The following is a 24,970-nucleotide window of genomic DNA, read 5'->3' on the forward strand; positions in this document are numbered from 1 at the left end:
GGAGCGCTCCTCCGGTGATGGGCGTTGTGGTGCGCCCATCATGCCGCGCGGCCATGCGCTTGGAAAGTGCGTGCGCCAGGGGCGGCGGCGCAATGCGTGCGTGGATGCCCGCGCTCGCGGGGATGGCGTTGGCCCCTTCAGCCCATCGTCAGTGGACTACCCATGAATCACAGGCCGCCCGTGCGCTTGATCTTGGGGTCGGAGTAGGTGGGCGACTGCAGGTCATTCCTGGCCTGCTGGGCCAGGCGCTCCTGCAGGGTGGTCTTGTTGACCTCCTGGGCCAGCTCCACGGCGCTGCCGCTGGCGCGCCACATGGACTGGATGAATTCCAGCATCACCTGGTGCAGCGGCGGATCCCGGGGCGGCTCCTCGGCCTCGGCGGGCCTGGCCTTCTTGTCCAGCGGCAGCGTCCAGTCACGGTTTTGCTCGTCGGGTGCCGTGGGTTGGGTGGGCTCGCGCACGGTGGCGCCCTCCCCCAGTCGGTCCACGGATTCGACGGGGTTGGCCGCGTTCACCGGGCGCACGGCCACGGCTCCCGAGGCGCCGGTGGAATACAGATCCGCGCCCTGAGAACGCCACTGGGCAGGCAATCGGTCTACAGGCGGCAGTTGCATGGCATGGGCTCCTTGTGAATGCGCACAAGGCGGGGCATACAGCGACCGCCTCGTCGTACACCCATTTCGACAAAATGCAGGGCAAATTTAGGCTTTTTAGCCCAATTGCCATGTAACGCCCGTCCAGCAAGCGCCAAGTGCTACAAAAATCTTTCGAGCAGCTTGCGTGACGCCCGGTCCAGGGCGGTGCTGTCGGGCACGTGGAACTGCATGCCGTCGCTGGCGGCGATGAGCAGCCGGGTGCGCCCGGCCAGGCGGCGTATGTCCTCCTCGCCCTTGAGCACGAGCTGCGCGGCGCCGCGGTCGGTCTCCACCTCCCAGGTGCTGGGCGTGGAAAAGCTCGACACGCTGCGGATGCGCGTGATGGTCGGCACGAACTCGCGCGCGGCCAGCTCTTCCTCGATGAGCGCACGCTGGGCCGCGGGCAGATCCGCCAGGCGCTGCACCCAGGCGAGCTCATGGCCGTCGCTGCCGACCAGGGACAGGCCCTCGAGCGGCGCGGCGATGGGGAAGGCGCGCACGGGCGTGACGGCCTCGTGCTCGGTGCCGTCCGGCAGGCGCAGCACCAAGCGGCCATGGGGATTGCGGTGCAGGTCGAAGCGGGATGTGGTGGTGTTCATGGCGGCGTCTCTTCTCACTTGCCGGCCGGGTGGGCCGAATGTTCGCGCCCCTCGATGCGCACGCCCGCGGCCTCGGCGTCTTCCTCGGCCCGCCGCGCCTGGGCCTGGTAGAGGCGCCAGTAGGCGCCCTCCTGGGCCATGAGCTCGTCGTGCGGGCCGACCTCGACGATCTCGCCACGGTCCATGACCACCAGGCGGTCGGCCTTGCGCAGCGTGGACAGGCGGTGGGCGATGGCGATGGTGGTGCGGCCCTGCACCAGGTTGTCCAGGGCCTTCTGGATTTCCTTCTCGGTCTCGGTGTCCACGGCCGAGGTGGCCTCGTCCAGGATCAGGATGCGCGGGTCGATGAGCAGCGCGCGCGCGATGCTGATGCGCTGGCGCTCGCCGCCCGACAGGCCCTGGCCGCGCTCGCCCACCAGGCTGTCGTAGCCATGCGGCAGGCGCAGGATGAACTCGTGCGCGTGCGCGGCGCGCGCGGCGGCCACGATCTCCTCGCGCGTGGCGTCGGGCCTGCCGTAGGCGATGTTCTCGGCGATGGTGCCGAAGAACAGAAACGGCTCCTGCAGCACCAGGCCGATGTGGCGGCGGAAGTCGGAGACGGCCATGCGGCGTATGTCCACGCCGTCGACCAGGATGGCGCCGTCGCTCACGTCATAGAAGCGGCTGATCAGGTTCACCAGCGTGCTCTTGCCCGAGCCGCTGTGACCCACGAGGCCGATCATCTCGCCGGGGCGTATGGCCAGCGACAGGTTCTTGATCACCGTGCGGCTGCCGTAGCGGAAACCCACGTCGCGCATCTCGATGGCGCCGGCCACCTTGTCCACGCGCACCGGATTGGCCGGGTCGGGCACGGTGCTCACATGGTCCAGGATGTCGAAGATGCGCTTGGCGCCGGCCGCGGCCTTCTGCGTCACGCTCACGATGCGGCTCATGGAGTCGAGCCGCGTGTAGAAGCGCCCGATGTAGGCAATGAAGGCCGCAAGCACACCGACGGTGATCTGGTTTCTTGCCACGAGCCAGATGCCGAAGCCCCAGACCACGAGCAGGCCGACCTCGGTCAGCAGCGACACCGTGGGCGCGAACAGGCTCCAGGTCTTGTTGAGCCTGTCGTTGACCTCCAGGTTGTGCTGGTTGGCGGCGCGAAAGCGCTGGGCCTCGCGCGCTTCCTGCGCAAAGGCCTTGACGACGCGGATGCCGGGAATGGTGTCGGCCAGCACGTTGGTGACCTCGCTCCAGACGCGGTCAATCTTCTCGAAGCCCGTGCGCAGCCGGTCGCGCACGTTGTGGATGAGCCAGGCGATGAAGGGCAGCGGCACCAGCGTGACCAGCGCCAGCCAGGGGTTGATGGAGAACAGGATCACCGAGGTCATGACGATCATGAGCACGTCGGTGGCGAAATCGAGCGCGTTGAGCGACAGAAAGACGTTGATGCGGTCGGTTTCCGAGCCTATGCGCGCCATCAGGTCGCCCGTGCGCTTGCTGCCGAAGTAGTCGAGCGACAGGCGCAGCAGGTGCTCGTAGGTGCTGGTGCGCAGGTCCGCGCCTATGCGCTCGGACACCAGGGCCAGGATGTAGGTGCGCGCCCAGCCCAGGCCCCAGGCCAGCAGTGCCGCACCCAGCAGCCCGCCCAGGTACATGAGGACCAGCCAGGGGTCTATGGCCTTGCCGCTCTGGTAGGGGATGAGGATGTCGTCCATGAGCGGGATGGTCATGTACGGCGGCACCAGCGACGCGGCGGTGGAGGCCAGCGTGAGCGCAAAGCCCGCGGCCAGCTGCTTCTTGTACGGCCGGGCGAAGCGCCACAGGCGCAGCAGCACCCAGGTCGAGGCCTGGGGCGGCTGCAGGCGTGCGCAGGCCGGGCATTCGTCGCTGTCGGGGGGCAGCGGCGTGCCGCAGGCGGCGCAGCGCGGCACGTCCTCCTTCTGGACGATGGCCGCCTGGGGGTTTTGCAGGCGATCGACCTGCTCCTCCAGGCTCTGCTGCAGGTGCAGGGCCTGCGGGTGGCGACCGAGCGTAAAGCGCCACAGCGCCAGGCGCTCGTGCGCGTCGTGCAGCTCCAAGGTGCCCACGCCGCCATGGTCGAGCATGCGCAGCTGCATGCCGGGCGCGAGCAGCCATTGCCGGACGCCGGCGTCCGCGCCGCAGGCCAGCAGGCGCCGCTCGGTGAGCACCAGCAGGCCGGGCGCAAAGCGCAGGTCGGGCGTCAGGTCAACCTCGAAGGCGGCCTGGACGTTTTCATCGGGTGCGAGCACGGCTCGCAGTTCGGCCCCCAAGGGGCCGGGCAAGACACCCGAGGCGTCCACTGAATGGTGATGTTGCATTTTGTTCTGTCAGTCCGTCCCCGCTCGGGCGGGGCATTGGCCCATGGGCGCTGGCCCATGGCCGGCATTGTCGGCCAGCGCGCGGCGGTGGCAGGCGCGACCGCGGCATCACCCCCTAACGCATGGCGGGCCCCGGCGGCTGACACCGGCTGACAGACTGTGAGACAGTCGCCCGCCGTTCTGGGCGCACAATTCAGCCACGGCGCCGCCCCGACGGGGCGGGCATCCGAATCTTCCACCCTGCATTTCATGGCCACCTTCAAAGATATCCAACTGCTGCGCACGACCTACCTGCGCGGCCCCAGTGTCTGGACCTACTGCCCCATCCTCGAGGTCTGGCTGGACCTGGGCGAACTGGAAGACTTTCCGTCCAACAAGCTCCCCGGCTTCAACGAGCGCCTCACGCGCTGGCTGCCCGACCTCGTGGAGCACACCTGCGGCGTGGGCGAGCGCGGCGGCTTCATCCAGCGCCTGGAAGGCGGCACCTGGATGGGCCATGTGCTCGAGCATGTGATCATCGAGCTCCTGAACCTCTCGGGCATGCCGGCCGAGTTCGGCCAGACGCGCGAGATCTCCAGGCGCGGCGTGTACCGCATGGTGTTCCGCTGCCCCGAGGAGGCCGTGGCGCGCGTGGCGCTCGAGCATGGCCACCGCCTGCTGATGGCCGCCATCAACGACCAGCCGTTTGACCTCAAGGCCGCCATCCAGGCCATCAAGACGGCCATCAACGACCGCTATCTCGGCCCCTCCACCGGCTGCATCGTGGACGCCGCGAGCGAGCGCCGCATCCCGCACATCCGCCTGAACGACGGCAACCTCGTGCAGCTGGGCTACGGCGCGGCGCAGCGGCGCATCTGGACGGCCGAGAGCGACCAGACCAGCGCCATCGCCGAGGGCATCGCACAGGACAAGGACTTCACCAAGCGCCTCTTGGCCTCCTGCGGCGTGCCCGTGCCCGAGGGCCAGATCGTCAAGAGCGCCGAGGAGGCCTGGGAGGTGGCGCAGGAAATCGGCTTCCCCGTCACCGTCAAGCCGTCCGACGGCAACCACGCGCGCGGCGTGACGCTGGAGCTCTCCAAGGAGGCCGACATCAAGGCCGCGTTCGCGCTCGCCGAGCCCGAGGGCTCGGATGTCATCGTCGAAAAATTCATCGACGGCGTGGAGCACCGCCTGCTGGTCGTGGGCGGCAAGGTGGTGGCCGCGACCAAGGGCGAGACCGTGAGCGTGCACGGCAACGGCCAGGCCACGCTGCGCGAGCTCGTCGCCGTGCTCAACCAGGACCCGCGCCGCGGCCCCGAGCAGGAATACCCGCTGGACTGGATAGACGTGGAAAAGGGCGCGGTCCAGCTCGAGCTGCGGCGCCAGGGCGTCACGCCCGACAGCGTCATCGCCAAGGGCCAGAGCGTGCTGCTGCAGCGCAACGGCAACATGGCCATAGACTGCACCGACGACGTGCACCCCGACGTGGCCTACTACGCTCAGCTCGCGGCCCGGATCGTGGGCCTGGACATCGCGGGCATGGACATGATCGTCAAGGACGTCTCCAAGCCCCTGCAGGGCCAGGGCGCGATTCTGGAGGTCAACGCCGGCCCGGGCCTGCTCATGCACCTCAAGCCCACGAGCGGCGCGCCGCGCCCCGTGGGCATGGCCATTGCCGACCACCTGTTCCCGCGCGAGGACGGCCCGGGCGCGGGCCGCATCCCTCTGGTGGGCATTGCCGGCACGCGGCACAACGCCTTCATCGCGCGCCTGGTGGGCTGGCTGCTGCAGCTCTCGGGCAAGTTGACCGGCGTGGCCAGCAGCGAGGGCATGTTCCTCGCCAACCGCCAGACGCAGAAGACCAACACCGCCAACTGGGCCGGCGCCCACCGCCTGCTGACCAACCGCCTGGCCCAGGCCGCGGTGATCCAGACCACGGCGCGCTCCATCCTCGAGGAAGGCCTGGCCTACGACCGCTGCCTGGTCGGCGTGGTGACCGACATGGACGGCTACGAGAGCCTGGCCGACCACGACGTGCTCGAGCAGGCCAAGATGACGCGCGTGCTGCGCACCCAGATCGACGTGGTGCTCGACGAGGGCGCGGGCGTGCTCAATGCCGACATCGCCCAGGTGGCCGAACTCGCCCCCTTGTGCGACGGCGAGGTGCTGCTGTACTCCACCAGCGCCGACAACGCCGTCATCGCTGCCCACCGTGCCGACACCGAGAACGGCAACGAGGGCCGCGCCGTGTTCGTGCGCGGCGAGCAGGTCATCCTGGCCACGGGCGCGAGCGAGCGCGTGCTCGGCACCCTCGCCGCGCTGACGCCGGCCGGCGGCCAGCGGCCCGACACCCCGGCCCTGCTCGCGGCCATTGCCACGGCCTGGTCCATGGACATAGGGCCGGACCTGATCGCCGCCGGCATCAAGACCTTCGACTACCAGGCGTGACGCAGCACCACAAAAACAATAGCTGCTCGCGCTTGTCCCATAAGCGTTACAGCCCCATTTGACCTGATACACGGCTGAAAGAACCCACCATGCAGATCACCCGCATCCGCGCCCTGCGCGGCCCCAACCTCTGGACGCGCAGCACGGCCATCGAGGCCATCGTGCAATGCACCGAGGACGAGCACGACATCACCCACCTGCCCGGCTTCGAGGACCGGCTGCGCGCGCGCTTTCCGCAGATCGGCGCGCTGCAGCCCCAGGGGGCGGACCAGCCGCTGTCGCTGGCCGACGTGCTCGAGACCGCGGCCCTGGCGCTGCAGGCCCAGGCCGGCTGCCCCGTGACCTTCAGCCGCACGCACGAGACCGTGGAGGACGGCACCTACCAGGTGGTCGTGGAATACACCGAGGAGTCGGTGGGCCGCCTGGCCATGGAGCGGGCCGAGGCGCTGCTGCAGGCCGCCCTGCAGGATCAGCCGTTTGACGCGCCGGCCGTGATCGCCGAGCTGCGCGAGCTCGACGAGGACGACCGCATCGGCCCCTCGACGGGCTCCATCGTCGACGCCGCCGTGGCGCGCGGCATACCGTTTCGGCGCCTGACCAGCGGCTCGCTCGTGCAGCTGGGCTGGGGCAGCAAGGCGCGGCGCATCCAGGCGGCCGAGCTCGACCTGACCAGCGCCGTGGCCGAGTCCATCGCCCAGGACAAGGACTTGACCAAGCGCCTGCTGCACGCCGCGGGCGTGCCCGTGCCCATGGGCCGGCCCGTCACCGACGTGGAGGACGCCTGGGCCGTGGCCGAGGAGGTCGGCCTGCCCGTGGTCGTCAAGCCCCAGGACGGCAACCAGGGCAAGGGTGTGACGGTGAACATCACCAGCCGCGCCCAGCTCGAGGCCGCGTTTGCCACGGCGCGGTCTTTCAGCGACGAGGTCATGGTCGAGCGCTTTCTGCCCGGCAACGACTTCCGCCTGCTGGTCGTGGGCCAGCAGCTCGTGGCCGCCGCGCGGCGCGAGCCGCCCCAGGTGCTGGGCGACGGGCAGCACACGATTCGCGAGCTCGTGGACATCGTCAACCAGGACCCGCGCCGCGGCTCGGGCCATGGCACGGCGCTGACCAAGGTGCGCCTGGACGACATCGCCATCGCGCGCATCGCCGCCGAGGGCCTGACGCCCGACAGCGTGCCCGCCCAGGGCCAGCGCGTGGTGCTGCGCAACAACGCCAACCTGTCCACGGGCGGCAGCGCCACCGATGTGACCGACGACGTGCACCCCGAGATCGCCGCGCGCGCCATCGAGGCCGCCCAGACCATTGGCCTGCACATCTGCGGCGTGGACGTGATCTGCGAGACCATGCTCAAGCCCCTGGAGGAACAGGGCGGCGGCATCGTCGAGGTCAACGCCGCGCCCGGCCTGCGCATGCACCTCGCGCCCTCGTTCGGCAAGGCGCGCAACGTGGGTGCGCCCATGGTCGATCAGCTGTTCGCCCCGGGCGAGGACGGGCGCATCCCCGTGGTCGCCGTCACGGGCACCAACGGCAAGACCACCACCACGCGCCTGATCGGCCAGCTGCTGGCCGCGCATGGCCTGCGCGTGGGCATGACCAACACCGACGGCGTGTACGTGCACGGCCGCCAGATCGACAGCGGCGACTGCTCGGGCCCGAGGAGCGCGCGCAACGTGCTGTTTCACCCCGAGGTCGACGCGGCCGTGCTCGAATGCGCGCGCGGCGGCATCCTGCGCGAGGGCCTGGGCTTCGACCGCTGCGAGGTGGCCGTGGTCACCAACGTGGGCGCGGGCGACCACCTGGGCCTGAACTACATCACCACCGTGGAGGATGTGGCGGTCTTGAAGCGCGTCATCGTGCAGAACGTGGCGCAGAGCGGCTACGCCGTGCTCAATGCCGCCGACCCCCATGTGGCCGTGATGGCCGGCAACTGCCCGGGCCAGGTGATCTTCTTTGCCGCCGACCGCCACCACCCGGTCATGGCCACGCACCGCGCACAGGGCAGCCGCGTGGTCTATGTGGACGAGGGCCATATCGTGGCCGCCGAGGGCTCGTGGCGCGAGTCGATCGCGCTGCGCGACATACCGATCACGCGCGGCGGCAGCATCGCCTTCCAGGTCGAGAACGTCATGGCCGCCGTGGCCGCGGCCTGGGCCCTGGGCCTGCCCTGGCAGACCATACGCCGGGGCCTGGCGGGCTTCACGACCGACAGCGACAACGCCCCCGGCCGCTTCAACATCATGGACTACCGCGGCGCCACGCTGATCGCCGACTACGGCCACAACCCCGACGCCATGCGCGCCCTGGTGCAGGCCGTGCAGGCCATGCCGGGCCAGCGGCGCAGCGTTGTTATCAGCGGCGCAGGCGACCGGCGCGATCAGGACATCATCGAGCAGACCCAGATCCTGGGCGCGGCCTTCGACGACGTGGTGCTGTACCAGGACGCCTGCCAGCGCGGCCGCGAGGACGGCGAGGTGCTGGCCCTGCTGCGCAAGGGCCTCGAGGGCGCGCCGCGCACCCGCTACGTGACGGAGATCCACGGTGAGTTCATCGCCATAGACCACGCGCTCGAGCGCCTCTCGCCGGGCGACCTCTGCCTGGTGCTGGTCGATCAGGTCGAAGAGGCCCTGGAGCACCTGCGCCGCCGCTGCGCCGAGGCGGCGAACACCGCGCCGGCGGGGTCGGCATGAGGGCGCCGCGCGCCGCCTGCCTGGCCGCCGCGGGCCTGCTCACGGCCGGCCTGTGCATGGCCCAGTCCGAGAAGATCGGCACCGTGGACACGGCCTTCCAGTGGATAGGCCGCGACCACGACGTCATCGTCGAGGCCTATGACGACCCGCAGGTCGCCGGCGTCACCTGCTATGTCTCGCGCGCGCGCAAGGGCGGCATCAAGGGCACGCTGGGCCTGGCCGAGGACCGCGCCGAGGCCTCGATCGCCTGCCGCCAGGTCGGCCCCATCACCTTCGGCCAGCCGCTCAAGGCCCAGCAGGAGGTGTTCAGCGAGCGCATGTCCCTCCTGTTCAAGCGCCTGCGCGTGGTGCGCATGGTGGACGCCAAGCGCAACACCCTGGTCTATCTGACCTATTCCGACAAGCTCATCGACGGCTCGCCACAGAACAGCGTCACGGCCGTGCCCGTGGATCGGGCGACGCCGATTCCGCTCAGGTAAGGCGGATTACACCGGCCGCGGGGCCGCCATCCCTGCTGGGAGCCGTCCTCCCCGCGTGGTGCCGTCATCCCGCGAAGGCGGGGATCCAGGTTCATCACCACGTTCATGCAGCGCGACCGTGGATCCCCGCCTTCTCGGGGATGACGGAGGCGCCAAGGTCGCCGTTGCAACAAAAACAAGCAAATCGCCTTGCCAGACAAGCGCCAACAGCTATCGAACAGATAGCATATGCATCACTGGACAGCCATCTGCCTGAGCGCCTGCTCGAACACCTCGACCGGCTGGCCACCCTCGATCAGGTGGCGCTCATTGACGATCACGGCCGGCACCGCATGGATGCCCTGCTCCCGGTAGAAGGCCTGGCGCTCGCGCACGGCGTCGGCAAACTCGCCGGAATCGATCACGGCGCGCGCGCAGGCCTCATCGAGCCCCAGGTCACGCACCAGGCGCAGCAGCACGTCGCGGTCGGACGGGTTCTCGCCATCGGTGAAATGGCGCTTGAACAGCCCCCGCTGGAACGCGAGCTGCTGGCCGCGAGCGCCCTCCTCGCCCAGCCAGTGCAGCAGGCGGTGCGCGTCGAAGCTGTTGTAGATGCGCGTGCGCCGCTGGCTGAACGTGAAGCCCAGGGCCGCGCCACGCGCCGCGATCTGCGCGTGTGTCTGCTCGAGCTGCGCGCGGCCGGCACCGTACTTGGCCGCCAGGTGATCGAACAAATCCTCGCCCCCGGGCGCCATGCCGGGGTTGAGCTCGAAGGGCTGGAAATGCCAGTCGATCTGCACCTCGCCCGCCAGGCGGTCGGCCGCCTGCGTGAGCGCCGCCAGACCGATGGCGCACCATGGGCAGACCACGTCCGAGACAAAGTCGATCTTCAGGGTGACGGGGGCGGTGGCGGGCATGCGCTCTTTCGGTGACGGTGGCCGGCCATTGTCGCGCAGCATGTTCTTGACATGGCATGGCGTCCGTATTTTGATGATGCCCTGCGTTTCATCACCGCAGCGACTGGAGGACACCATGCGCATCGAGGAAATGATTGCCGCCGTCCAGGCCAGGCTCGGCATAGAGGTCGATGGACGTGCGGGTCATTCCAACCACCACTTCGGCATTGCGTTCGACATCGGCGTGTTCGAGTGCAACCGCCACCTGGGCGCGTCGCCCAAGTACAAGGCCGTGGGCACGCTGGGCATGGGCCTGACGAAGCGGCAGGCGCTGGCCGAGCTGCGGGCGCGCCACGCATCGGGCCAACCGGTCTTTGCCTGAACCTCCGAGGACCCATCCTCCAGGAGCCGCACATGGCCGACACCCATGCCCCGTTCTTCCCCATCATCTACGTGCGCGGCTATGCGATGACCGAGCGCGAGCGGGACGAGACCACGGCCGATCCGTTCTGCGGCTTCAACCTGGGCTCCACCGTCTACCGCGCCACGCCGGACAAGACCCGGCCGGCCCAGAAGTTCGTCTTCGAGTCCCCCGTGCTGCGGCTGATGTCGGACTTCGGCTACTGCGACGTCTACGACAACGGCCTGGACATCATGGACGGCGAATGGGAGGGCGGCATCACACCGCGCTCCATCGTCATCTACCGCTACTACGAACAGGCCTCGGCGCTGCTGGGCAGCGGCAAGACGCCGGACATCTCGCATTTCGCGCGCGGCCTGAGCGAGCTGATCCTGCGCGTGCGCGAGCTCGTCTGCACCAACCCAGCCAACGCACTGGCGCCGGAGGACTTTCGCTGCCATCTGGTGGCGCACTCCATGGGCGGCCTGGTGTGCCGCGCCTTTCTGCAGAACCCCGAGCTGGGCGAGAACCAGGCGCGCGCCTGCGTGGACAAGGTGTTCACCTACGCCACGCCGCACAACGGCATCGAAGTCGCGGGCATCAACGTGCCCCAATGGCTGAGCGCCGCGGACATGAACAACTTCAACCGCGAGTACATGGCCCGCTATCTGAAGCTCGAGACGCTCTACCAGAAGACAGGGCGCGTGGACTGGCTGCCCGAGGAGGCCTTCCCGTCCGAGCGCTTCTTTTGCATGATCGGCAGCAATCGGGCCGACTACGGCGTGGCCCTGGGCCTGTCGCGCACCTTTGCCGGACATGGCAGCGACGGCCTGGTACGCATAGAGAACGCCTCGGTCTGGGGCGTCAATGCCAAGGGCAAGCTCTCCAGCCCCTGCGCCACGGCCTACGCCTACCGCTCGCATTCGGGCTTTTTCGGCATCGTCAACAGCGAGGAGGCCTACCAGAACCTCACGCGCTTTCTGTTCGGCGACGTGCGCGTGGACATCTGGGTGGACATCGATTCCGTGCAGCTGCCGCCCGAGATCCAGGGCAAGGCCGTCAACGCGCTCTACCAGTTCGAGCTGCTGGCCTCGCCGCGCGGCAAGCGCTGGTACCTCACGCGCAGGATGGCCGAGGAGGACTCCGTGGCCTGCCGCAGCCACCAGGACCTGGTGGACCCGGCGAACAAGAACGCCAGAAGCATCTACCTGTCCACCGCCTTCCTTGCCAACCGTGCCCGCGTCAACCCCGCGCGGCCCTCGCTGGCCTACGGCCTGACGCTGGGCGTGCGCGTGCCCGACTACGAGGTGGAGCGCAAGTTCTGGGCCGACATGCACTACGAGGGCCGCTACCTGTTCCGCGACACCGTGGTCGTCGAGATGGTGCCACCCCAGGTGCCGGGCGAGGCCTGGACGGCGAGCTTCGGCTGGCAGAGCGACAGCGCGGGGCGCGCCACCGAGTCCCTGGACTACAAGACGCTCAAGAGCGGCAAGCAGGTGATGTCGATCGCCTTTGGCAGCACCACGGCCCCGGGCATTGCCGGCCGGCTGCGCTTCGTCGTGTCGGCGTGGAACGCATAGGAGGCTGAAGGACGTGGAAGTCGCCGGCTGCCAATCGACCGCAGCAGCCCATTTTTGACTACACCGCTCTTCGAGAACGCTGTCGGCGCTCCAAGTCCGAGAGCCTCCAGGCTGTCAATAGCCGAAGAATTCCTCGCTGCGCACGTCGTCCTCATCCACGCCCGCATCGACAAGCGTGTTGCGCATGGCCTCGACCAGGGCCGGCGGGCCCGCGACGTAGAAGATGGGGTCCGCAAGCCCCGCGATGGCGCGCCGCACCAGGGCGCCGTCGATATGGCCCGTGGCGCCGTCCCAGGCCTGCTGCGAATGCGCCATGTCGGTCATGGTGGCGACGAGGCGCATGTGCGGGTTGCGCGCCGCGAGCGCCTGCAGTTCGGCGAGGAAGGCCGCATCCTCGGGTCTGCGGTTGGAGTACAGCAGCACCAGGGCCTGTTCGGATCGCTGTTCGGCCGCTTGACGCAGCATGCTCATGAAGGGCGTGATGCCTATGCCGCCGGCGATCAGCACGCCCGCGCGCGCCAGCTTCTTGTGCAGCGTGAGCGAGCCGAACGGCCCGTCGATCTGCAGGTCGCTGCCCGGCTCCAGCGACGCGAGGGCACGCTTGAACCTGCTGCCCCGCATGCGGGTGGCGAACACCAGCTCGGCCTCGTGCGGCGCGCTGACGATGGAAAACGCGTGGCTGCCGTCCTCGCCCTCGGCACCGCCGGGCAGCATGACCTCGAAGGCCTGACCGGCGCGGAACTCAAAGCCCGCGGGCTTCTCCAGGTGAAAGGCCATGGTGCCCAGGGCCACGGGTTGTTTGGCAAGCAGCTTGACGGTGTAGGTAGCCATGGTGCGTCCTCTCCTTGTTGTCCGCGCGGGCGCTCATGCGCCATGGGGTGCGGTGCATGGCCACCATGTTCCCGCATTGGCCGCGAGGCTGCCACATCGCCCCCCATGCACCCAACCGCGCCGTGGTTACAACCCGCTGCGCAGCTCGGTCTTGAGCACCTTGCCATAGGCATTCTTGGGCAGGGCCGGCAGCCAGCGATAGACCTTGGGGCGCTTGAAACGCGCGATGTGATCCAGGCACAGGGCATCGAGTTCAGCATCGAGTTCTGCATCTGGCACCGGTTCGCCCTCGGCCACGACAAAGGCCACGACGACCTCGCCCCACTCGGCATCCCGCTGGCCGACCACGGCCACCTCGCGCACGCGCGGGTGCAGGAGCAGCACCTCCTCGACCTCGCGCGGGTAGATGTTGGAGCCGCCGGAGATGATCACGTCCTTGCTGCGGTCACGCAGCGTGAGAAAGCCGTCCTCGTCCAGGCTGCCCACGTCCCCGGTGTGCAGCCAGCCGCCGCGCAGGGTCTGGGCCGTGGCCTCGGGGTTGTTCCAGTAGCCGGCCATGACGGTGTCGCCGCGCACCAGCACCTCGCCGAGCTCGCCCACGGGCAGGGGCCGGTCCTCGGCGTCGGCCACGCGCAGCTCCACACAGCTATGAGCCACGCCGACCGAGGCGATGCGTCGCTCCCAGCGCGGGTGCGCCGTGTCCATCAGGTGTTCGCGCGCCAGCGCCGTGATGGTCATGGGGCATTCGCCCTGGCCATAGATCTGCACGAACTTCTGGCCCATGGTGGCGATGGCGCGGCGCAGGTCGTCCACGTACATCGGCCCACCGCCATAGACGATGGTCTTGAAGCCGCTGCCGTCGCCCCCTGTGTGCCGGATGTGCTCCACCAGCCTGTGCACCATGGTGGGCGCGGCGAACAGCGAGAGGCGCCCCACCTCATGCGCGAGCCGCACCAGCTCCGCCGGGTCGAACCCGCCCGACTCGGGCACGACATGGCGCGCGCCGCGCAGCATGTGGGCGTAGTTGTACAGGCCCGCGCCATGCGACATGGGGGCGGCGTAGACCATGGCGTCGTCGGGCTGCACCTCGTCCACGTCGGTGAAATAGGCCATGGTCATGGCCAACAGGTTGCGCTGGGTCTGCATCACGCCCTTGGGCCGGCCCGTCGTGCCCGAGGTGTAGAACAGCGAGGCCAGATCCTCTGGCGCGCGTTCCTCCATCGCCAGCGGCTGGCCCCGGGCCGCGGACTGCCAGGCGGCGTCGCCCAGCACCAGCAGGCGCGCCCCATCGGCTCCGGCCGCAAGGGCATCGGCCCTGAGCGCCGCGGACACGCAGACCACGCGCGCGCCGCTGTCGGCCAGCACATGGGCCAGCTCACGCGCATGCAGCTTGTAGTTGACGGGCACGGAGACGGCGCCGCACCAATGGATGGCGTGCAGCGCCTCCAGGTACTCGGGGCAGTTGGCCGAGAAGATGGCCACGCGCTCGCCCGGCCGCACGCCGCACTGCGCGCGCAGATGCCCGGCCAGCGCCGCCACGCGCGCCGCCAGCGTGCGGTAGTCGTACAGCGGGCGCGCGCCGGCCAGCAGGGCCGGGCGCTCGCCAAAGACCTGGGCGCTGCGCTGCAGCAGTTGGCTGATGTTCATGACTGTCTCCGCTTGTATGCTCTTATAAAAATAGCTGTTTGCGCTTGATGGACAAGCGCTGCAGGCCATTTTGATCCAAACTCTGCGGATGACCAAGCACGCCGTGGACGATTTGTTTGCCGACGACCCGCATGCGCCCGACGCCTTCGCGCTCGGCGCGCAGGCGCTGCTGCTGCGCGGCTTTGCACTGGCGCAGGCGGATGAGTTGCTGCGCGGCGTGGCGCATGTCGTGCAGGAGGCACCCTGGCGCCATATGCAGACGCCGGGCGGCCAGTCCATGTCGGTGGCCATGACGGGCTGCGGGCCACTCTCCTGGGTCAGCGACCGGCGGGGCTACCGCTATGCCGGGCTTGACCCGCTCACGGGCCGGCCCTGGCCCGCCATGCCCGCGGCGTTTGCGCGGCTCGCGCGGCAGGCGGCCGAGCGCGCGGGCTTTGTGGGCTTTGCGCCCGACGCCTGCCTGATCAACCGCTACGCGCCCGGCGCGCGCATGTCGTTGCACCAGGACCGCGACGAGTGCGACCTCACCGCCCCCATCGTCTCCGTTTCCCTGGGCCTGCCGGCGGTGTTTCTGTGGGGCGGCACCACGCGCACAGAGCGCGCGCAGCGCGTGCCGCTCGCGCATGGTGATGTGGTGGTCTGGGGCGGCGTGGATCGGCTGCGCTACCACGGCGTGCTGCCCGTGGCGCCCGGCCAGCACCCGGCCACGGGCGACTGCCGCATCAACCTCACGCTGCGCCGCGCACGGTGATGCGCGCGCCGAGGCCCGGGCCGATGCCGCAGCTGGCCGCATGGGCAATGGCGGCACGGCCTGCACGAACTCAGGGTTTTCACTAGACTACCCGCTTGCCACTTCACACGCTGTTCTGCGCAGACACATTGGGCGCAGTCTTACGGGTGGCAATGCCATGCGTCGGGTGCATCCCGGCCCGACGCCACCATACCGCCGCCCGGAGCCGCACGGCCCGTCTTGCAGGCCCATGCGCCAGCAGCGGCCTTTGCCAGCAGATGCCAGCCTTGCATACCGGCATCTGGCGAGCGACATCGCATCGCATGCGCCGCGCCACCAACAAGCGCACCAGAAGCGCGCAAAGGGCGCAGCTTTTTTCTGTGCATTGCACACAGAGCCCGGGCATCGGCCGGCCGGCGCCAGCCATGGGCCATGTCCGGCCACCACAGTCCCTGAAGAAAGGAAGAGAACCATGTCCCACAAGGAAGAACTGATCGAGATGCAAGGCAAGGTCGACGAGGTGCTGCCCGACGCGCGCTTTCGCGTCACGCTGGACAACGGCCACCGGCTCATTGCCTACTCGGGCGGCAAGATGCGCAAGCACCGCATCCGTGTGCTCGCGGGCGACACCGTGTCGCTGGAGATGTCGCCCTACGACCTGAGCAAGGGCCGCATCACCTTCCGCCACCTGCCGCCGCGCGCGGGTGGCGCGGCGCGCGCGCCGGCACACCATCGTCGCTGAACCCAATTCAGGCAAACTACCGCCCGCGTCGCAACATCGACGCCGGTGCGCTGGCAGCAACGACCAGCCGCCGCAACCAGCAGATCAATGCAGGAGGGCGGACAGTGAGCGCAGCGGACATTCCCCTGGTCGTGGACCTGGACGGCACCCTCACGCCGACGGACACGCTGCTCGAATCACTGGTGGAGCTCGGCCGGCATTCACCCACCAGTCTGCTGTTGCTGCCGCTCTGGCTGCTGAGCGGCCGTGCCGGCTTCAAGGAGGCGATCGCCGGGCGCGTCCACCTGGACGCCGACCGACTGCCCTACAACCAGCCGCTGCTCGACTACCTGCGCGAGCAGAAGGCGCAGGGCCGCACGATCGTGCTGGCCACGGCGGCGCATCACAGCATCGCCGAGCCGGTGGCGCGGCACCTGGGGCTGTTCGATCAGGTGCTCGCCACGCGGCCGGAGAACAACCTCAAGGGCAAGGCCAAGCTCCAGGCCATACAGGAACAGGTGGGCAAGGAGTTTGTGTATGCGGGCGACTGCGCGGCCGACCTGCCGATCTGGCAGCAGGCCCAGGCCGCCGTCCTGGTGGGCGCGCCCGAGCGCATCGCATCCGAGGTGCGCGAGCACACGCCGATCGAGCGCACCTTTCAGCGCCCCGCGGGCGGTCTTTCCACCTGGCTGCGCGCCCTGCGCGTGCACCAGTGGATCAAGAACGTGCTGCTGTTCGTGCCCATGCTCACGGCCTTCGAGTTCACCGACATCGGCAAGCTCATGCACATGGTGCTGGCCTTTCTCGCTTTCTCTCTCGCGGCCTCGGCCACCTACGTGGTCAACGATCTCTGGGATCTGGCGGCCGACCGCGCCCATCCGCGCAAGCGCCTGCGGCCGTTTGCCAGCGGCGCCCTGCCCATTCACCACGGGGTTCTGGTCGCCGGGGTGCTGCTGGTGCTGTCGCTCATCCTCGCGACGGCCGTGTCGCCCGGCTTTCTGGGCATGCTGCTGGCCTATCTGGCACTGACGATCTTCTACAGCTGGGTGGTCAAGGAGTATGTGCTCATGGATGTGCTCATGCTGTCGGTGCTCTTCACCATCCGCATCCTTGCCGGTGCCGTGGCCATCGGCGTCGCTACGAGCTCCTGGCTGCTGGCGTTCTCGGTCTTCACCTTCCTGAGCCTGGCGCTCGTCAAGCGCTGCGCGGAGCTCATGGTGCTCAAGGATTCGGGCAGCGCCGCCACGCGCGGGCGGGACTACCGAGTCACCGATCTCGTTGTGCTGTGGCCGCTGGGCGTGGGAGCTGCCCTGTGCGCCGTGGTCGTGTTCGGCCTGTTCATCAGCGCGCCTGAGACCCAGACGCGCTATGCCACACCACAGCTGCTGTGGCTGGTCGCCGTGGGGCTGGTGTACTGGATGGCGCGCCTGTGGATCAAGACCTCGCGCGGCGAGATGCACGACGACCCTGTGGTCTACGCCCTCAAGGACCGCGGCAGCCGTTTCGTGGTGCTGGCCATGGTCGCCGCGGTTCTGGCCGCCCATTTTCTTGCATTGGATCTGCACCCATGAACACCCTGATCACCGCCCTGCTGAGCATCATGCTGTCGGTCGCGGCGCAGTTCTCACTCAAGGCCGGCATGTCCGATCAGGGCGTGCGCGCGGCCATGGCCCAGCCCTCTTCGCTGGCCAGCCTGTTCACGGTGCTGACCAACGGATATGTGCTCGGCGGCTTCGTGCTCTACGGCCTGGGCGCCGTCATCTGGCTCGGTGTGCTGTCCAAATGGGACGTGAGCAAGGCCTACCCCATGGTGGGCCTGGGCTTTGTCTTCACGGTGCTCGTCGGCCTCATGCTCGGCGAGCAGGTCTCCGCGGTGCGCGCCGCAGGCGTGGCGCTGATCTGCGCGGGCGTGTTCGTGGTGGCACGCTCCTGAGCCCCTCACCCGCGCACCGCCGGTGCGCCTTGGCGCATCAGTGATGACGCGCCAGCAACTCCAGCACGTAGCGGCTGGGGATGGCGTAGGTGATGCCCGAGGGCTGGCTCAGGGCCGCCTCGCGCGTACCCTTGATCCACACCATGCTGATGACGCCCAGTACCGCACCGCTCTGCGGGTCGAACAGGGGCCCACCGCTGTTGCCCGGGTAGGCCGTGCCATCGAGCTGAAAAACCTGCAGCGGGCCGGCGCGCATGCTGCGGATGGCACGCGCGTTGAGCTGCTGGCTGGTCGGGCTGGGCAAGGCCATGGTGGTAATAGAGGACACGGTGGCACGGTGCGTCACGGAAGAAAACCCCAGCACACCGCCCACGGGAAAGCCCATGAACGCCAGATCCTGTCCCTCGCGCACGTGATCGGACGCGGCCACGCTCAGCGCGGGCACGGCGGCGCCCTCGATCTGCAGCAGGGCCAGGTCCTGCTCGGTGTTGGCCTCAAGCAGCCTGGCCGGGCGCATGACCCAGGCATTGGGGCCCGAGCGCACCTGCACGACCAGCGCCGCCCCTTTCTCTCCCCCGGTGGGGATGCGCTGCGCCACATGGGCATTGGTCACCACGCGCAGCCCATCACCGACCACAAAGCCCGTGCCGACATACTCAAAGCGCGGGTTGTCCGTGGCGCGGTAGGCGCCCACCAGCACCACCGAGGGCTTGACGCGCTCGACGGTATCGGGCAACTGCGCCAACGCCACCTGGCCCCATGCGCATTGCAGGACAAACAGCAGCAAGCACCGCACAATGGCGCGTTGGAGCCTCATGGTGTTTCCTTCCGGGTCAGCGGGCCTGTCGTTCACAGCGACTTGCGCAGCCGTTCCACCTCTTCCTGACCGCCAAAGGCCGTGCCAGCCGCCGCAATCTCGTCGAGCAACGGCCTGGCCGCGTCCTTCTGCCCGGCCTTGAGGTAGATCTTCGCAAGGTTCAGCTTGTAGGCAAGCGCCTTGGGCTGCAGCTGCACCACCTTCTTCTGCAACTCGATCGCACGATCATGCTGGTTGGCGGCGGACAGCAACATGGCCCAGGTGTCCATGAAGGGCGGCTGGTTCGGTGCCAGGGTATTGGCGCGCTCGGCATCGGCGAGTGCGCCATCACGCCCGAGCTGCCCCTTGATCCAGGCCACATTGTTCAGCGCAACGGCGTTGTCCGGCTGCAGCTGCAACACCTGTTCAAAGCTGCGCAGCCCCTCGGTCAGGTTGTTGGCATTCAAGGCCTGGCTGGCCAGGTAGAAGGGGAACGCGGGATCCTTGGGGTGAGCACGGCGCCAGTCGGAGGCCACACGGTCCGCATCCGCCTTCTTGCCCGCCGCCACCAGCACGCCATGCAGGCGGATGGCCAGTTCCGGACTGGCGACCTGCTTGAGGCCGGCGCGCAGGATATCTGTGGCCTTGTCCCATTCCTTGTTGGCGGCATGGATCTGGGCTTCCAACAGATAGCCTACCTGTTCCTTGGGCCTTTGCTGCTGAATGCTGCGGCCGATGGCCAGCGCCTCGTCGGGCTTCTTGGCATCCATGGCCAGGCTGGCCAGGCCTTGCTGCGCCTCGAGAGACCTCGGATCGAGCTCCAGCGCCTTGCGCAGGTGCTTGTCGGCCGCGGCACGGTCGCCGGCGATCAGGCTGGCACTTGCCATGCGCAAAGCGGGCACGGGCGATTGCGGCTGCAGCGACTGCATGCGGCCAAAGCTCGCCAATGCCTGGTTGTGTTCACCATTGGCGGACTGGGCGCGCCCCAATGCATCGAGCAGCGGCGCCTCGTCGGGCATGGCGGCGACGGCCTTCTGCGCCACGGCCAATGCCTCCTTGTTCTCGCCGCTGCGCAGCAAAAACTCGGTGAGCAGCAGCGACGGCACTGGGCTGTTGGGCGCTCCGTCGATGGCCCTGCGCAAGATGCCGATCTGCTCTGCCTTGTCGGCGCCATGTGCGGCGCGCAGCTCCAGCAGCATCTGGTAGGCACGCACGTTGGCCGGCTGACGTTTGATGGCCGCCTCCAGCCGCGCACGCGCGTCCTCGGGCTTCTTTTCGCTGTTGTCGATCGCGGCCAGCACGCCCACGGCCGGGAAGTAGTCCGGATCGAGCTTCAGCGCCTGCTCCATGGCCTTGCGCGCGCCGGCGGCGTCGCGCTTCTGCAGCAATGCCCGCCCACGCAGGAAGGCCGGCAAGGCATCGGTGGGACGCTTCTTCTCCAGGGCGGCAACGGCCTTCAGGGCGTCATCCACCTTGCCCTGACGCAGCAGGGCATTGATCAGCGCCATGTCGGCCACCACGCCGTCGTCCGTCGCCGCGATATCCCGCAGCTCGCCGAGTGCCGTGTCCCCCTGCCCCGCGGCCAGGTGGGACAGCGCCAGCGTGGTGCGCTTGACGGGGTCCTTGGGATCCAGCCTGGACGCGCGCGCAAAGAAACGCTGCGCGCGCTCCATATCACCCTGAAGCATGTACACCTGACCGGCAAGAGCGAGCATGGCGGGGTCGCGGTCGTTCTGCTCCAGATTCGGGGGCAGAAGGGCCATGGCCTTGTCGAGACGGCCCAGGCGCACGTTGGTGGTAATGAGGCCGCGTCGGGCCATGGACAGCCCCGGGTTGATCTGCAGCGCCTTGCCCAGCAACGCCTCGGCCTGCACGTTGGCCCCGAGCTGCAGCTCGATCATGCCGGCGAGCTCAAGCGCCCGATAGCTCTCGGGCGTCATATTCAAGAGCTTCTGCGAAAGCTCCTTGCCATTCTTGTAGTCCTTCTTGGCATAGGCTTGCATGGTCTGCAGGTACACGGTCATGGGACGGCCAGGAACCTCCTTGACCAGTTCCTGCAGCACCTTGTCCGCTTCGTCGAGCTTGCCCTGAACCAGCAGCAGTTCAACGATGCCGGCACGGCCTTCCTTGTAGCTGGGGTCGACCTTCACCGCCTCCTCGTAGGCGGCCATCGCACCCTTCTGATCCTGCTTGCCATAGAGCAGCAGATCCCCGCGCAGCTTGAGCGCCTCGGGCGCGGCGGCCGACTGACGCGGCACCCTGTCCAGCCCCGCCAGCGCGCCGTCCAGATCGCCGCTGGCCGCGCTGATGCGGGCCTGCTCCAGGAACGCCGGGGCATAGTCGGCCTTGGCCTTGAGTGCATCTTCGAGGCTCTCACTCGCCCTTTCCCGCTCCCCCTGTCGCAGCCATGCGATGGCCAGGCTGGTCTTGAAACTGGCCTGGGCATCGGCGCTGGCAAGCTGCTGCTTGCCCAGCTCCGTCGTGATCTTGCGGAATTCGCCACTCTGAAGCAGGGCCTGCGCCAGCAGCGGCACGACCTCGTCGGGTGGGACGCCCTGATCCTTGGCCTTGCCGAACTCGGTCGCGGCACCCGCCGCATCGCCGCTGGCCATCAGGGCCTGCCCGAGCATGAGTCGTGCCTTGGCGGAATTGGGATCCGCCTTCAGCGCATTCTTGAGCTGAATGATGGCCGCGGGCACGTCCTTGCGGTTCAGGTAATCCTGGGCCGAGGCGATCAGCGTATCGGGGCTGTCGCCACCGCAGGCCGACACCACGAGTGCGACGGCCAGGGTGGCCGCAGGACCAAAACGGCGGGAAACGGAAGCCTTCATAAATTCCTCCACGTTCACTTGTCAGGATTTCAGGCCCATGCGATGCATCAGGTCATACAGGGTCGGACGGCTGATGCCCAGCAGGTCGGCCGCCTTGGCAACAGTACCATCGGCACGGGCAATCGCCGCCAGTACGGCGCGTTTTTCTGCTTCCTCGCGCACCACGCGCAGGTCGAGGCTGCGGTCGTCCTGCGCGTTGCCGGCGTCCATCAGGCCCACATCGGCGGCCATGATCTGGTTGCCATCGGCCATGATGGTGGCGCGCTTGATGCGGTTCTCGAGTTCGCGGATGTTGCCCGGCCAGGGATGGGCCTCGATCGCTCGCAAGGCATCGTCGGCCAGGCTCAGGTTGCGGCCATGGTCCTGGCCGAACCGGCGCACAAAGGCATGGGCAAGCAATGCCGCATCGCCCACGCGTGCGCGCAGGGGCGGTATGTCGACCACGATTTCCGCCAGGCGGTAATACAGGTCCTCGCGAAAACGCCCTTCCTTGATGCATTGCGCAAGATTCTGATGCGTGGCGCAGACGATGCGCACATCGACGGGAATGACGTCGCGCCCACCGATGCGCTCGACCACGCGTTCCTGCAAAAAACGCAGCAGCTTGGCCTGCAGGGGCATGGGCATATCGCCAATTTCATCGAGCATCAACGTGCCCCCATTGGCGGACTCAATCTTGCCGGGCGTGGTCTTGGCGGCCCCTGTGAAGGCCCCTTTTTCGTAGCCGAAAAGCTCGCTTTCGAGCAGGTTCTCGGGAATGGCCGCGCAATTGATGGCCACGAACTTTCCGCCCTTGCGGTTGGACTGCTGATGCAGGCTGCGCGCCAGCACCTCCTTGCCCGTGCCACTTTCACCAAGCAGCATCACCGACGCATTCGTGTTGGCCACCTTTTCGATGGTGCGGCAGATGCGCAGCATCTGCGGGTCCCGCGTGATGAGGCCCGCACTCGCGTCCGGCACCTGCATCGCCTGCAGCCGCTTGTTCTCGGCCTGCAACTCGTACATGCGAAAGGCCCGCTCGACGCACAGATCGAGCACCTCCGGCTCGAAGGGCTTGGCCAGGAAGTCGTATGCGCCCATGGCCACGGCCTTGAGCGCGTTCGCCTGGTCGTTCTGGCCCGTCAACACAATGACCTTGGTGTCGGGCGCGGCCGCCAGAATCTGCTCCAGCAACCTGAACCCTTCCGAGACCGAATCGGCATCCGGCGGCAGCCCCAGATCCATGGTCACCACGGCAGGGGCGTGACGGCGCAGTTGCGCCATGGCGTTCTCACGGTCGGGTGCCGTGACGGATTCGAAACGATCGAGCGACCACTTGATCTGCTTTTGCAGCGCGAGGTCGTCCTCGACGATCAGCAGGGGCTGCAGCTTGTCCGCACTCATGCTGTCCCTCTCCTACAACTGCAGGTCCGAATCACGGCTGATCTCGATGAGCGGAAGCAGCAGGCTCACGACCGTTCCCTGGCCCACCTTGCTGTCCACCGACACCTTCCCCCCCAACTCCTGCACGTACTGAAAGCTCTCGTAAGTGCCAATGCCCATGCCAGACTCCTTGGTCGTCTGAAAAGGTTTGAACAAACGCGTCTGGATGAACTCCTCGGTCATGCCCTCTCCCTCGTCACCCACCTCCACGCGGGCATGACTGCCGAAACGATCGACCTTGATCCACACCCGGTCGGCGCCATCGGTGGCATCGAGTGCGTTCTGCACCAGGTGCCCTATGACGCGCTCAAGTCGATCTTCGTGACCGCGCGTAAAAACATGTGACGAATTGTACACGTGCAATGTGCGATCGCGGCGTGCGGCATTTGCCGCGAGCCGTTCGGCGATCTTGCCGAGCTCCACACCGACAGCCGCTGCCCCAGATGCCGCCCCCTCACGCAATTGCAACATCAATTGCCGCATGCGCTCCAGAGAGTTTTCCACGGTCATCAGCATGTCGGCCTGAAACTCGGGATTGTTCTGCAGACGCTTGGCGTTTTTGACCATGAGCGACAGCTGGGCAACAATGTTTTTCAGATCGTGCACCACGAAGGCCGACATGCGGCTGAAGGCCTCGAACTTGCGCGATTCGAGCAGCGCCTCGGTCGCCTGCATTTGCGCAAGAATGCTCGCGGCCTGCCGACCCGCCGTCTTCAGAAGATCGATCACCTCCCAGTTCACGTCCACGGCCGTGCGCGGGCTGGCCAGCAGCACGAAGCCCAGCAAGCCCTTGCCCTGCCACAGCGGCACCAACAGCCAGGCCTGGGGATACTGGGCCAGCCAGTCCGGTATCTGCATGTCGCGATAGCGTGATGGCGCGGCACGCCACTCATCGAGATTGACCACCCAACCCGTGGAGCGCAGAAAGTCCGGCAACGCCCCATCTCGGTCCACTGTCTGCGCTGCCAGCGGCAGGTTCCAGCGCGCCACCTGGCGAAACTGGTCGTCCTCCGGGCGCAGCAGCCACAACGCACCCGCCGGACTCTCCAACATGTCCGCAAGGCCCCGGATGACGTTGCGGCCCGCCTCCTGCGGGTGGTCGTGGCTCGACACCGTTGCGGTGAACTTCAGCCACTCCTCGCGGTAGTCGAAGCGATAGCGGAAGAAGTGCTTGCCCAGAAAGACCCGCAGGGTGGCGCGCAGCGAGGCCGACAGCACCACGGCAATGGCCAGTACCAGTGCCAGAAAAACCAGCCCCAGTTGCAGCGCCCCACCCCATGCGCCGCCGAAATAGCGCACGTAGTAGCCCACCGCGGCCATGAAGATCAGGTACAGCCCCACCAGCACCAGCGACGCCGAATGGAAGATGACCTTGTGCGACACGTGAATCTTGGCGATCCAGTTGCGGTGGCGCGTGGTCGCCAGCAGCAGCAGGGGCACCATGAAGGCGTGCACGAACGGACGGACACTCAATGCATCGGGATCCAGCCCCTGGAACAGCACGCCCTGAGAGAACAGGTACAGATCGAACAGAAAGGTGCCCGCAAGCCCCAGGCACACAGGCTTGGCGCTCCACAGGGAGTCCTCCGGCAGATTGCGCAGCAACTGCTCGAGCAGCACCAGGCCTGCAATCGACAGCAACACCATCAGGAAGGCATGCCCCGTCACGCCTGCACCGACATTCGCGATTGCCACCAGGGCCGGAGCGCCCAGGAGTCCCGCCGCCGCGAGCACCGGCCAGCGCTTGCGCCAACGCCCTTCAGGGTCGGCCAGAAACAGCGCCACAAAGCCAGCCCAGCAAAGGTAGCGCAGCACATCTGCCACCTGCGCCACGAACCACCATGACGGGTGATTCGTCAATCCCAGCAGACTGCTGCCGCTCCACAGCAGCGTCATGACGACGGCCGCAAGCATCGTCGTCGCGATGCGGCCATCCTTGGTACGCAAGTGCTGCTGGCTGAGCAGGCGCAGCAGCATCAAGCCATAGGCCCCAGCGGCCAGCACCCAGCCCCAGAAGAAGATGCTGCTTTCCGTGTCACTCATGCAATGCAATCCA

General features: G+C 67.8%; 19 protein-coding genes. 9 read left to right on the plus strand and 10 right to left on the minus strand.

The genetic code is table 11. The features are described from left to right. Window positions 1–167: 167 nt before the first annotated feature. The 3 genes from ABUE11_RS15155 to ABUE11_RS15165 form a co-directional block, all read right to left on the minus strand. Window positions 168–614, minus strand: a complete 447-nt coding sequence (locus tag ABUE11_RS15155; RefSeq protein ID WP_367066163.1) for a hypothetical protein — start codon at window positions 612–614, stop codon at window positions 168–170. Between the two features lie 140 nt (window positions 615–754). After that, window positions 755–1,234: a DUF1854 domain-containing protein gene (locus tag ABUE11_RS15160; RefSeq protein ID WP_367066164.1), complete on the minus strand. Its 480-nt coding sequence runs from the start codon at window positions 1,232–1,234 to the stop codon at window positions 755–757. Between the two features lie 14 nt (window positions 1,235–1,248). After that, window positions 1,249–3,555, minus strand: a complete 2,307-nt coding sequence (locus ABUE11_RS15165) for an ABC transporter transmembrane domain-containing protein (protein WP_367066165.1) — start codon at window positions 3,553–3,555, stop codon at window positions 1,249–1,251. A gap of 249 nt (window positions 3,556–3,804) precedes the next feature. On the opposite strand from ABUE11_RS15165, the gene cphA (ABUE11_RS15170) reads away from it, so the two are divergent. The 3 genes from cphA (ABUE11_RS15170) to ABUE11_RS15180 all read left to right on the plus strand — a co-directional run bounded on the left by cphA (ABUE11_RS15170) (window position 3,805) and on the right by ABUE11_RS15180 (window position 9,148). Next, window positions 3,805–5,982: a cyanophycin synthetase gene (gene cphA / locus ABUE11_RS15170; RefSeq protein WP_367066166.1), complete on the plus strand. Its 2,178-nt coding sequence runs from the start codon at window positions 3,805–3,807 to the stop codon at window positions 5,980–5,982. Between the two features lie 89 nt (window positions 5,983–6,071). After that, a complete protein-coding gene (gene cphA, locus ABUE11_RS15175; RefSeq protein ID WP_367066167.1) occupies window positions 6,072–8,669 on the plus strand; it encodes a cyanophycin synthetase in 2,598 nt (865 codons plus the stop codon). A gap of 56 nt (window positions 8,670–8,725) precedes the next feature. Further along, window positions 8,726–9,148, plus strand: a complete 423-nt coding sequence (locus ABUE11_RS15180) for a CreA family protein (RefSeq protein WP_367068835.1) — start codon at window positions 8,726–8,728, stop codon at window positions 9,146–9,148. 233 nt (window positions 9,149–9,381) lie between these two features. On the opposite strand, the gene ABUE11_RS15185 is transcribed toward ABUE11_RS15180, so the two are convergent. Further along, entirely contained in the window at window positions 9,382–10,044 is a 663-nt protein-coding gene (locus ABUE11_RS15185) for a DsbA family oxidoreductase (RefSeq protein ID WP_367066168.1), read from the minus strand. A gap of 115 nt (window positions 10,045–10,159) precedes the next feature. On the opposite strand from ABUE11_RS15185, the gene ABUE11_RS15190 reads away from it, so the two are divergent. Then, window positions 10,160–10,405 (plus strand): hypothetical protein, encoded by a 246-nt coding sequence (locus ABUE11_RS15190; RefSeq protein WP_367066170.1) that lies wholly within the window; start codon window positions 10,160–10,162, stop codon window positions 10,403–10,405. A gap of 32 nt (window positions 10,406–10,437) precedes the next feature. Further along, window positions 10,438–12,003: a hypothetical protein gene (locus tag ABUE11_RS15195; protein ID WP_367066171.1), complete on the plus strand. Its 1,566-nt coding sequence runs from the start codon at window positions 10,438–10,440 to the stop codon at window positions 12,001–12,003. A gap of 114 nt (window positions 12,004–12,117) precedes the next feature. Here ABUE11_RS15195 and ABUE11_RS15200 read toward each other — a convergent pair whose 3' ends face one another. Both ABUE11_RS15200 and ABUE11_RS15205 read right to left on the minus strand, forming a co-directional pair. Then, a complete protein-coding gene (locus ABUE11_RS15200; RefSeq protein ID WP_367066172.1) occupies window positions 12,118–12,834 on the minus strand; it encodes an FAD-dependent oxidoreductase in 717 nt (238 codons plus the stop codon). Window positions 12,835–12,960: 126 nt separating this feature from the next. After that, window positions 12,961–14,481 carry an AMP-binding protein gene (locus ABUE11_RS15205; RefSeq protein ID WP_367066174.1) on the minus strand — a complete coding sequence of 507 codons (1,521 nt, stop codon included), beginning with the start codon at window positions 14,479–14,481 and terminating at the stop codon, window positions 12,961–12,963. Between the two features lie 88 nt (window positions 14,482–14,569). On the opposite strand from ABUE11_RS15205, the gene alkB reads away from it, so the two are divergent. The 4 genes from alkB to ABUE11_RS15225 all read left to right on the plus strand — a co-directional run bounded on the left by alkB (window position 14,570) and on the right by ABUE11_RS15225 (window position 17,865). After that, a complete protein-coding gene (gene alkB, locus ABUE11_RS15210) occupies window positions 14,570–15,232 on the plus strand; it encodes a DNA oxidative demethylase AlkB (RefSeq protein ID WP_367066176.1) in 663 nt (220 codons plus the stop codon). Window positions 15,233–15,683: 451 nt separating this feature from the next. Then, window positions 15,684–15,953: a translation initiation factor IF-1 gene (gene infA / locus ABUE11_RS15215; protein WP_367066177.1), complete on the plus strand. Its 270-nt coding sequence runs from the start codon at window positions 15,684–15,686 to the stop codon at window positions 15,951–15,953. Between the two features lie 104 nt (window positions 15,954–16,057). Continuing rightward, complete coding sequence (locus ABUE11_RS15220) at window positions 16,058–17,503, plus strand: UbiA family prenyltransferase (protein WP_367066179.1); 1,446 nt, start codon at window positions 16,058–16,060, stop codon at window positions 17,501–17,503. After that, window positions 17,500–17,865, plus strand: a complete 366-nt coding sequence (locus tag ABUE11_RS15225; protein ID WP_367066180.1) for a hypothetical protein — start codon at window positions 17,500–17,502, stop codon at window positions 17,863–17,865. Before ABUE11_RS15220 ends, ABUE11_RS15225 begins: the two co-directional genes overlap by 4 nt. Window positions 17,866–17,902: 37 nt before the next feature. Here ABUE11_RS15225 and ABUE11_RS15230 read toward each other — a convergent pair whose 3' ends face one another. From ABUE11_RS15230 to prsK, 4 genes are read right to left on the minus strand one after another with little or no spacing between them, the layout of a single operon-like run. After that, entirely contained in the window at window positions 17,903–18,682 is a 780-nt protein-coding gene (locus ABUE11_RS15230; RefSeq protein WP_367066182.1) for a serine protease, read from the minus strand. Between the two features lie 32 nt (window positions 18,683–18,714). Continuing rightward, a complete protein-coding gene (prsT, locus tag ABUE11_RS15235; protein ID WP_367066184.1) occupies window positions 18,715–21,492 on the minus strand; it encodes an XrtA/PEP-CTERM system TPR-repeat protein PrsT in 2,778 nt (925 codons plus the stop codon). 21 nt (window positions 21,493–21,513) lie between these two features. Further along, a complete protein-coding gene (prsR, locus tag ABUE11_RS15240) occupies window positions 21,514–22,875 on the minus strand; it encodes a PEP-CTERM-box response regulator transcription factor (protein WP_367066185.1) in 1,362 nt (453 codons plus the stop codon). A gap of 12 nt (window positions 22,876–22,887) precedes the next feature. Beyond that, a complete protein-coding gene (gene prsK, locus ABUE11_RS15245) occupies window positions 22,888–24,957 on the minus strand; it encodes an XrtA/PEP-CTERM system histidine kinase PrsK (RefSeq protein WP_367066186.1) in 2,070 nt (689 codons plus the stop codon). Window positions 24,958–24,970: the final 13 nt, after the last annotated feature.

It is taken from the genome of Oryzisolibacter sp. LB2S (assembly GCF_040732315.1).
In the GTDB taxonomy this organism is placed as follows: domain Bacteria; phylum Pseudomonadota; class Gammaproteobacteria; order Burkholderiales; family Burkholderiaceae_C; genus Alicycliphilus; species Alicycliphilus soli.

What these genes read in the sequence shown, in the direction of transcription:
- ABUE11_RS15155 (WP_367066163.1), bottom strand. Translation starts at nt 614, where the DNA reads ATGCAACTGCCGCCTGTAGACCGATTGCCTGCCCAGTGGCGTTCTCAG.
- ABUE11_RS15160 (WP_367066164.1), bottom strand. Translation starts at nt 1,234, where the DNA reads ATGAACACCACCACATCCCGCTTCGACCTGCACCGCAATCCCCATGGC.
- ABUE11_RS15165 (WP_367066165.1), bottom strand. Translation starts at nt 3,555, where the DNA reads ATGCAACATCACCATTCAGTGGACGCCTCGGGTGTCTTGCCCGGCCCC.
- cphA (WP_367066166.1), top strand. Translation starts at nt 3,805, where the DNA reads ATGGCCACCTTCAAAGATATCCAACTGCTGCGCACGACCTACCTGCGC.
- cphA (WP_367066167.1), top strand. Translation starts at nt 6,072, where the DNA reads ATGCAGATCACCCGCATCCGCGCCCTGCGCGGCCCCAACCTCTGGACG.
- ABUE11_RS15180 (WP_367068835.1), top strand. Translation starts at nt 8,726, where the DNA reads ATGGCCCAGTCCGAGAAGATCGGCACCGTGGACACGGCCTTCCAGTGG.
- ABUE11_RS15185 (WP_367066168.1), bottom strand. Translation starts at nt 10,044, where the DNA reads ATGCCCGCCACCGCCCCCGTCACCCTGAAGATCGACTTTGTCTCGGAC.
- ABUE11_RS15190 (WP_367066170.1), top strand. Translation starts at nt 10,160, where the DNA reads ATGCGCATCGAGGAAATGATTGCCGCCGTCCAGGCCAGGCTCGGCATA.
- ABUE11_RS15195 (WP_367066171.1), top strand. Translation starts at nt 10,438, where the DNA reads ATGGCCGACACCCATGCCCCGTTCTTCCCCATCATCTACGTGCGCGGC.
- ABUE11_RS15200 (WP_367066172.1), bottom strand. Translation starts at nt 12,834, where the DNA reads ATGGCTACCTACACCGTCAAGCTGCTTGCCAAACAACCCGTGGCCCTG.
- ABUE11_RS15205 (WP_367066174.1), bottom strand. Translation starts at nt 14,481, where the DNA reads ATGAACATCAGCCAACTGCTGCAGCGCAGCGCCCAGGTCTTTGGCGAG.
- alkB (WP_367066176.1), top strand. Translation starts at nt 14,570, where the DNA reads ATGACCAAGCACGCCGTGGACGATTTGTTTGCCGACGACCCGCATGCG.
- infA (WP_367066177.1), top strand. Translation starts at nt 15,684, where the DNA reads ATGTCCCACAAGGAAGAACTGATCGAGATGCAAGGCAAGGTCGACGAG.
- ABUE11_RS15225 (WP_367066180.1), top strand. Translation starts at nt 17,500, where the DNA reads ATGAACACCCTGATCACCGCCCTGCTGAGCATCATGCTGTCGGTCGCG.
- ABUE11_RS15230 (WP_367066182.1), bottom strand. Translation starts at nt 18,682, where the DNA reads ATGAGGCTCCAACGCGCCATTGTGCGGTGCTTGCTGCTGTTTGTCCTG.
- prsT (WP_367066184.1), bottom strand. Translation starts at nt 21,492, where the DNA reads ATGAAGGCTTCCGTTTCCCGCCGTTTTGGTCCTGCGGCCACCCTGGCC.
- prsR (WP_367066185.1), bottom strand. Translation starts at nt 22,875, where the DNA reads ATGAGTGCGGACAAGCTGCAGCCCCTGCTGATCGTCGAGGACGACCTC.
- prsK (WP_367066186.1), bottom strand. Translation starts at nt 24,957, where the DNA reads ATGAGTGACACGGAAAGCAGCATCTTCTTCTGGGGCTGGGTGCTGGCC.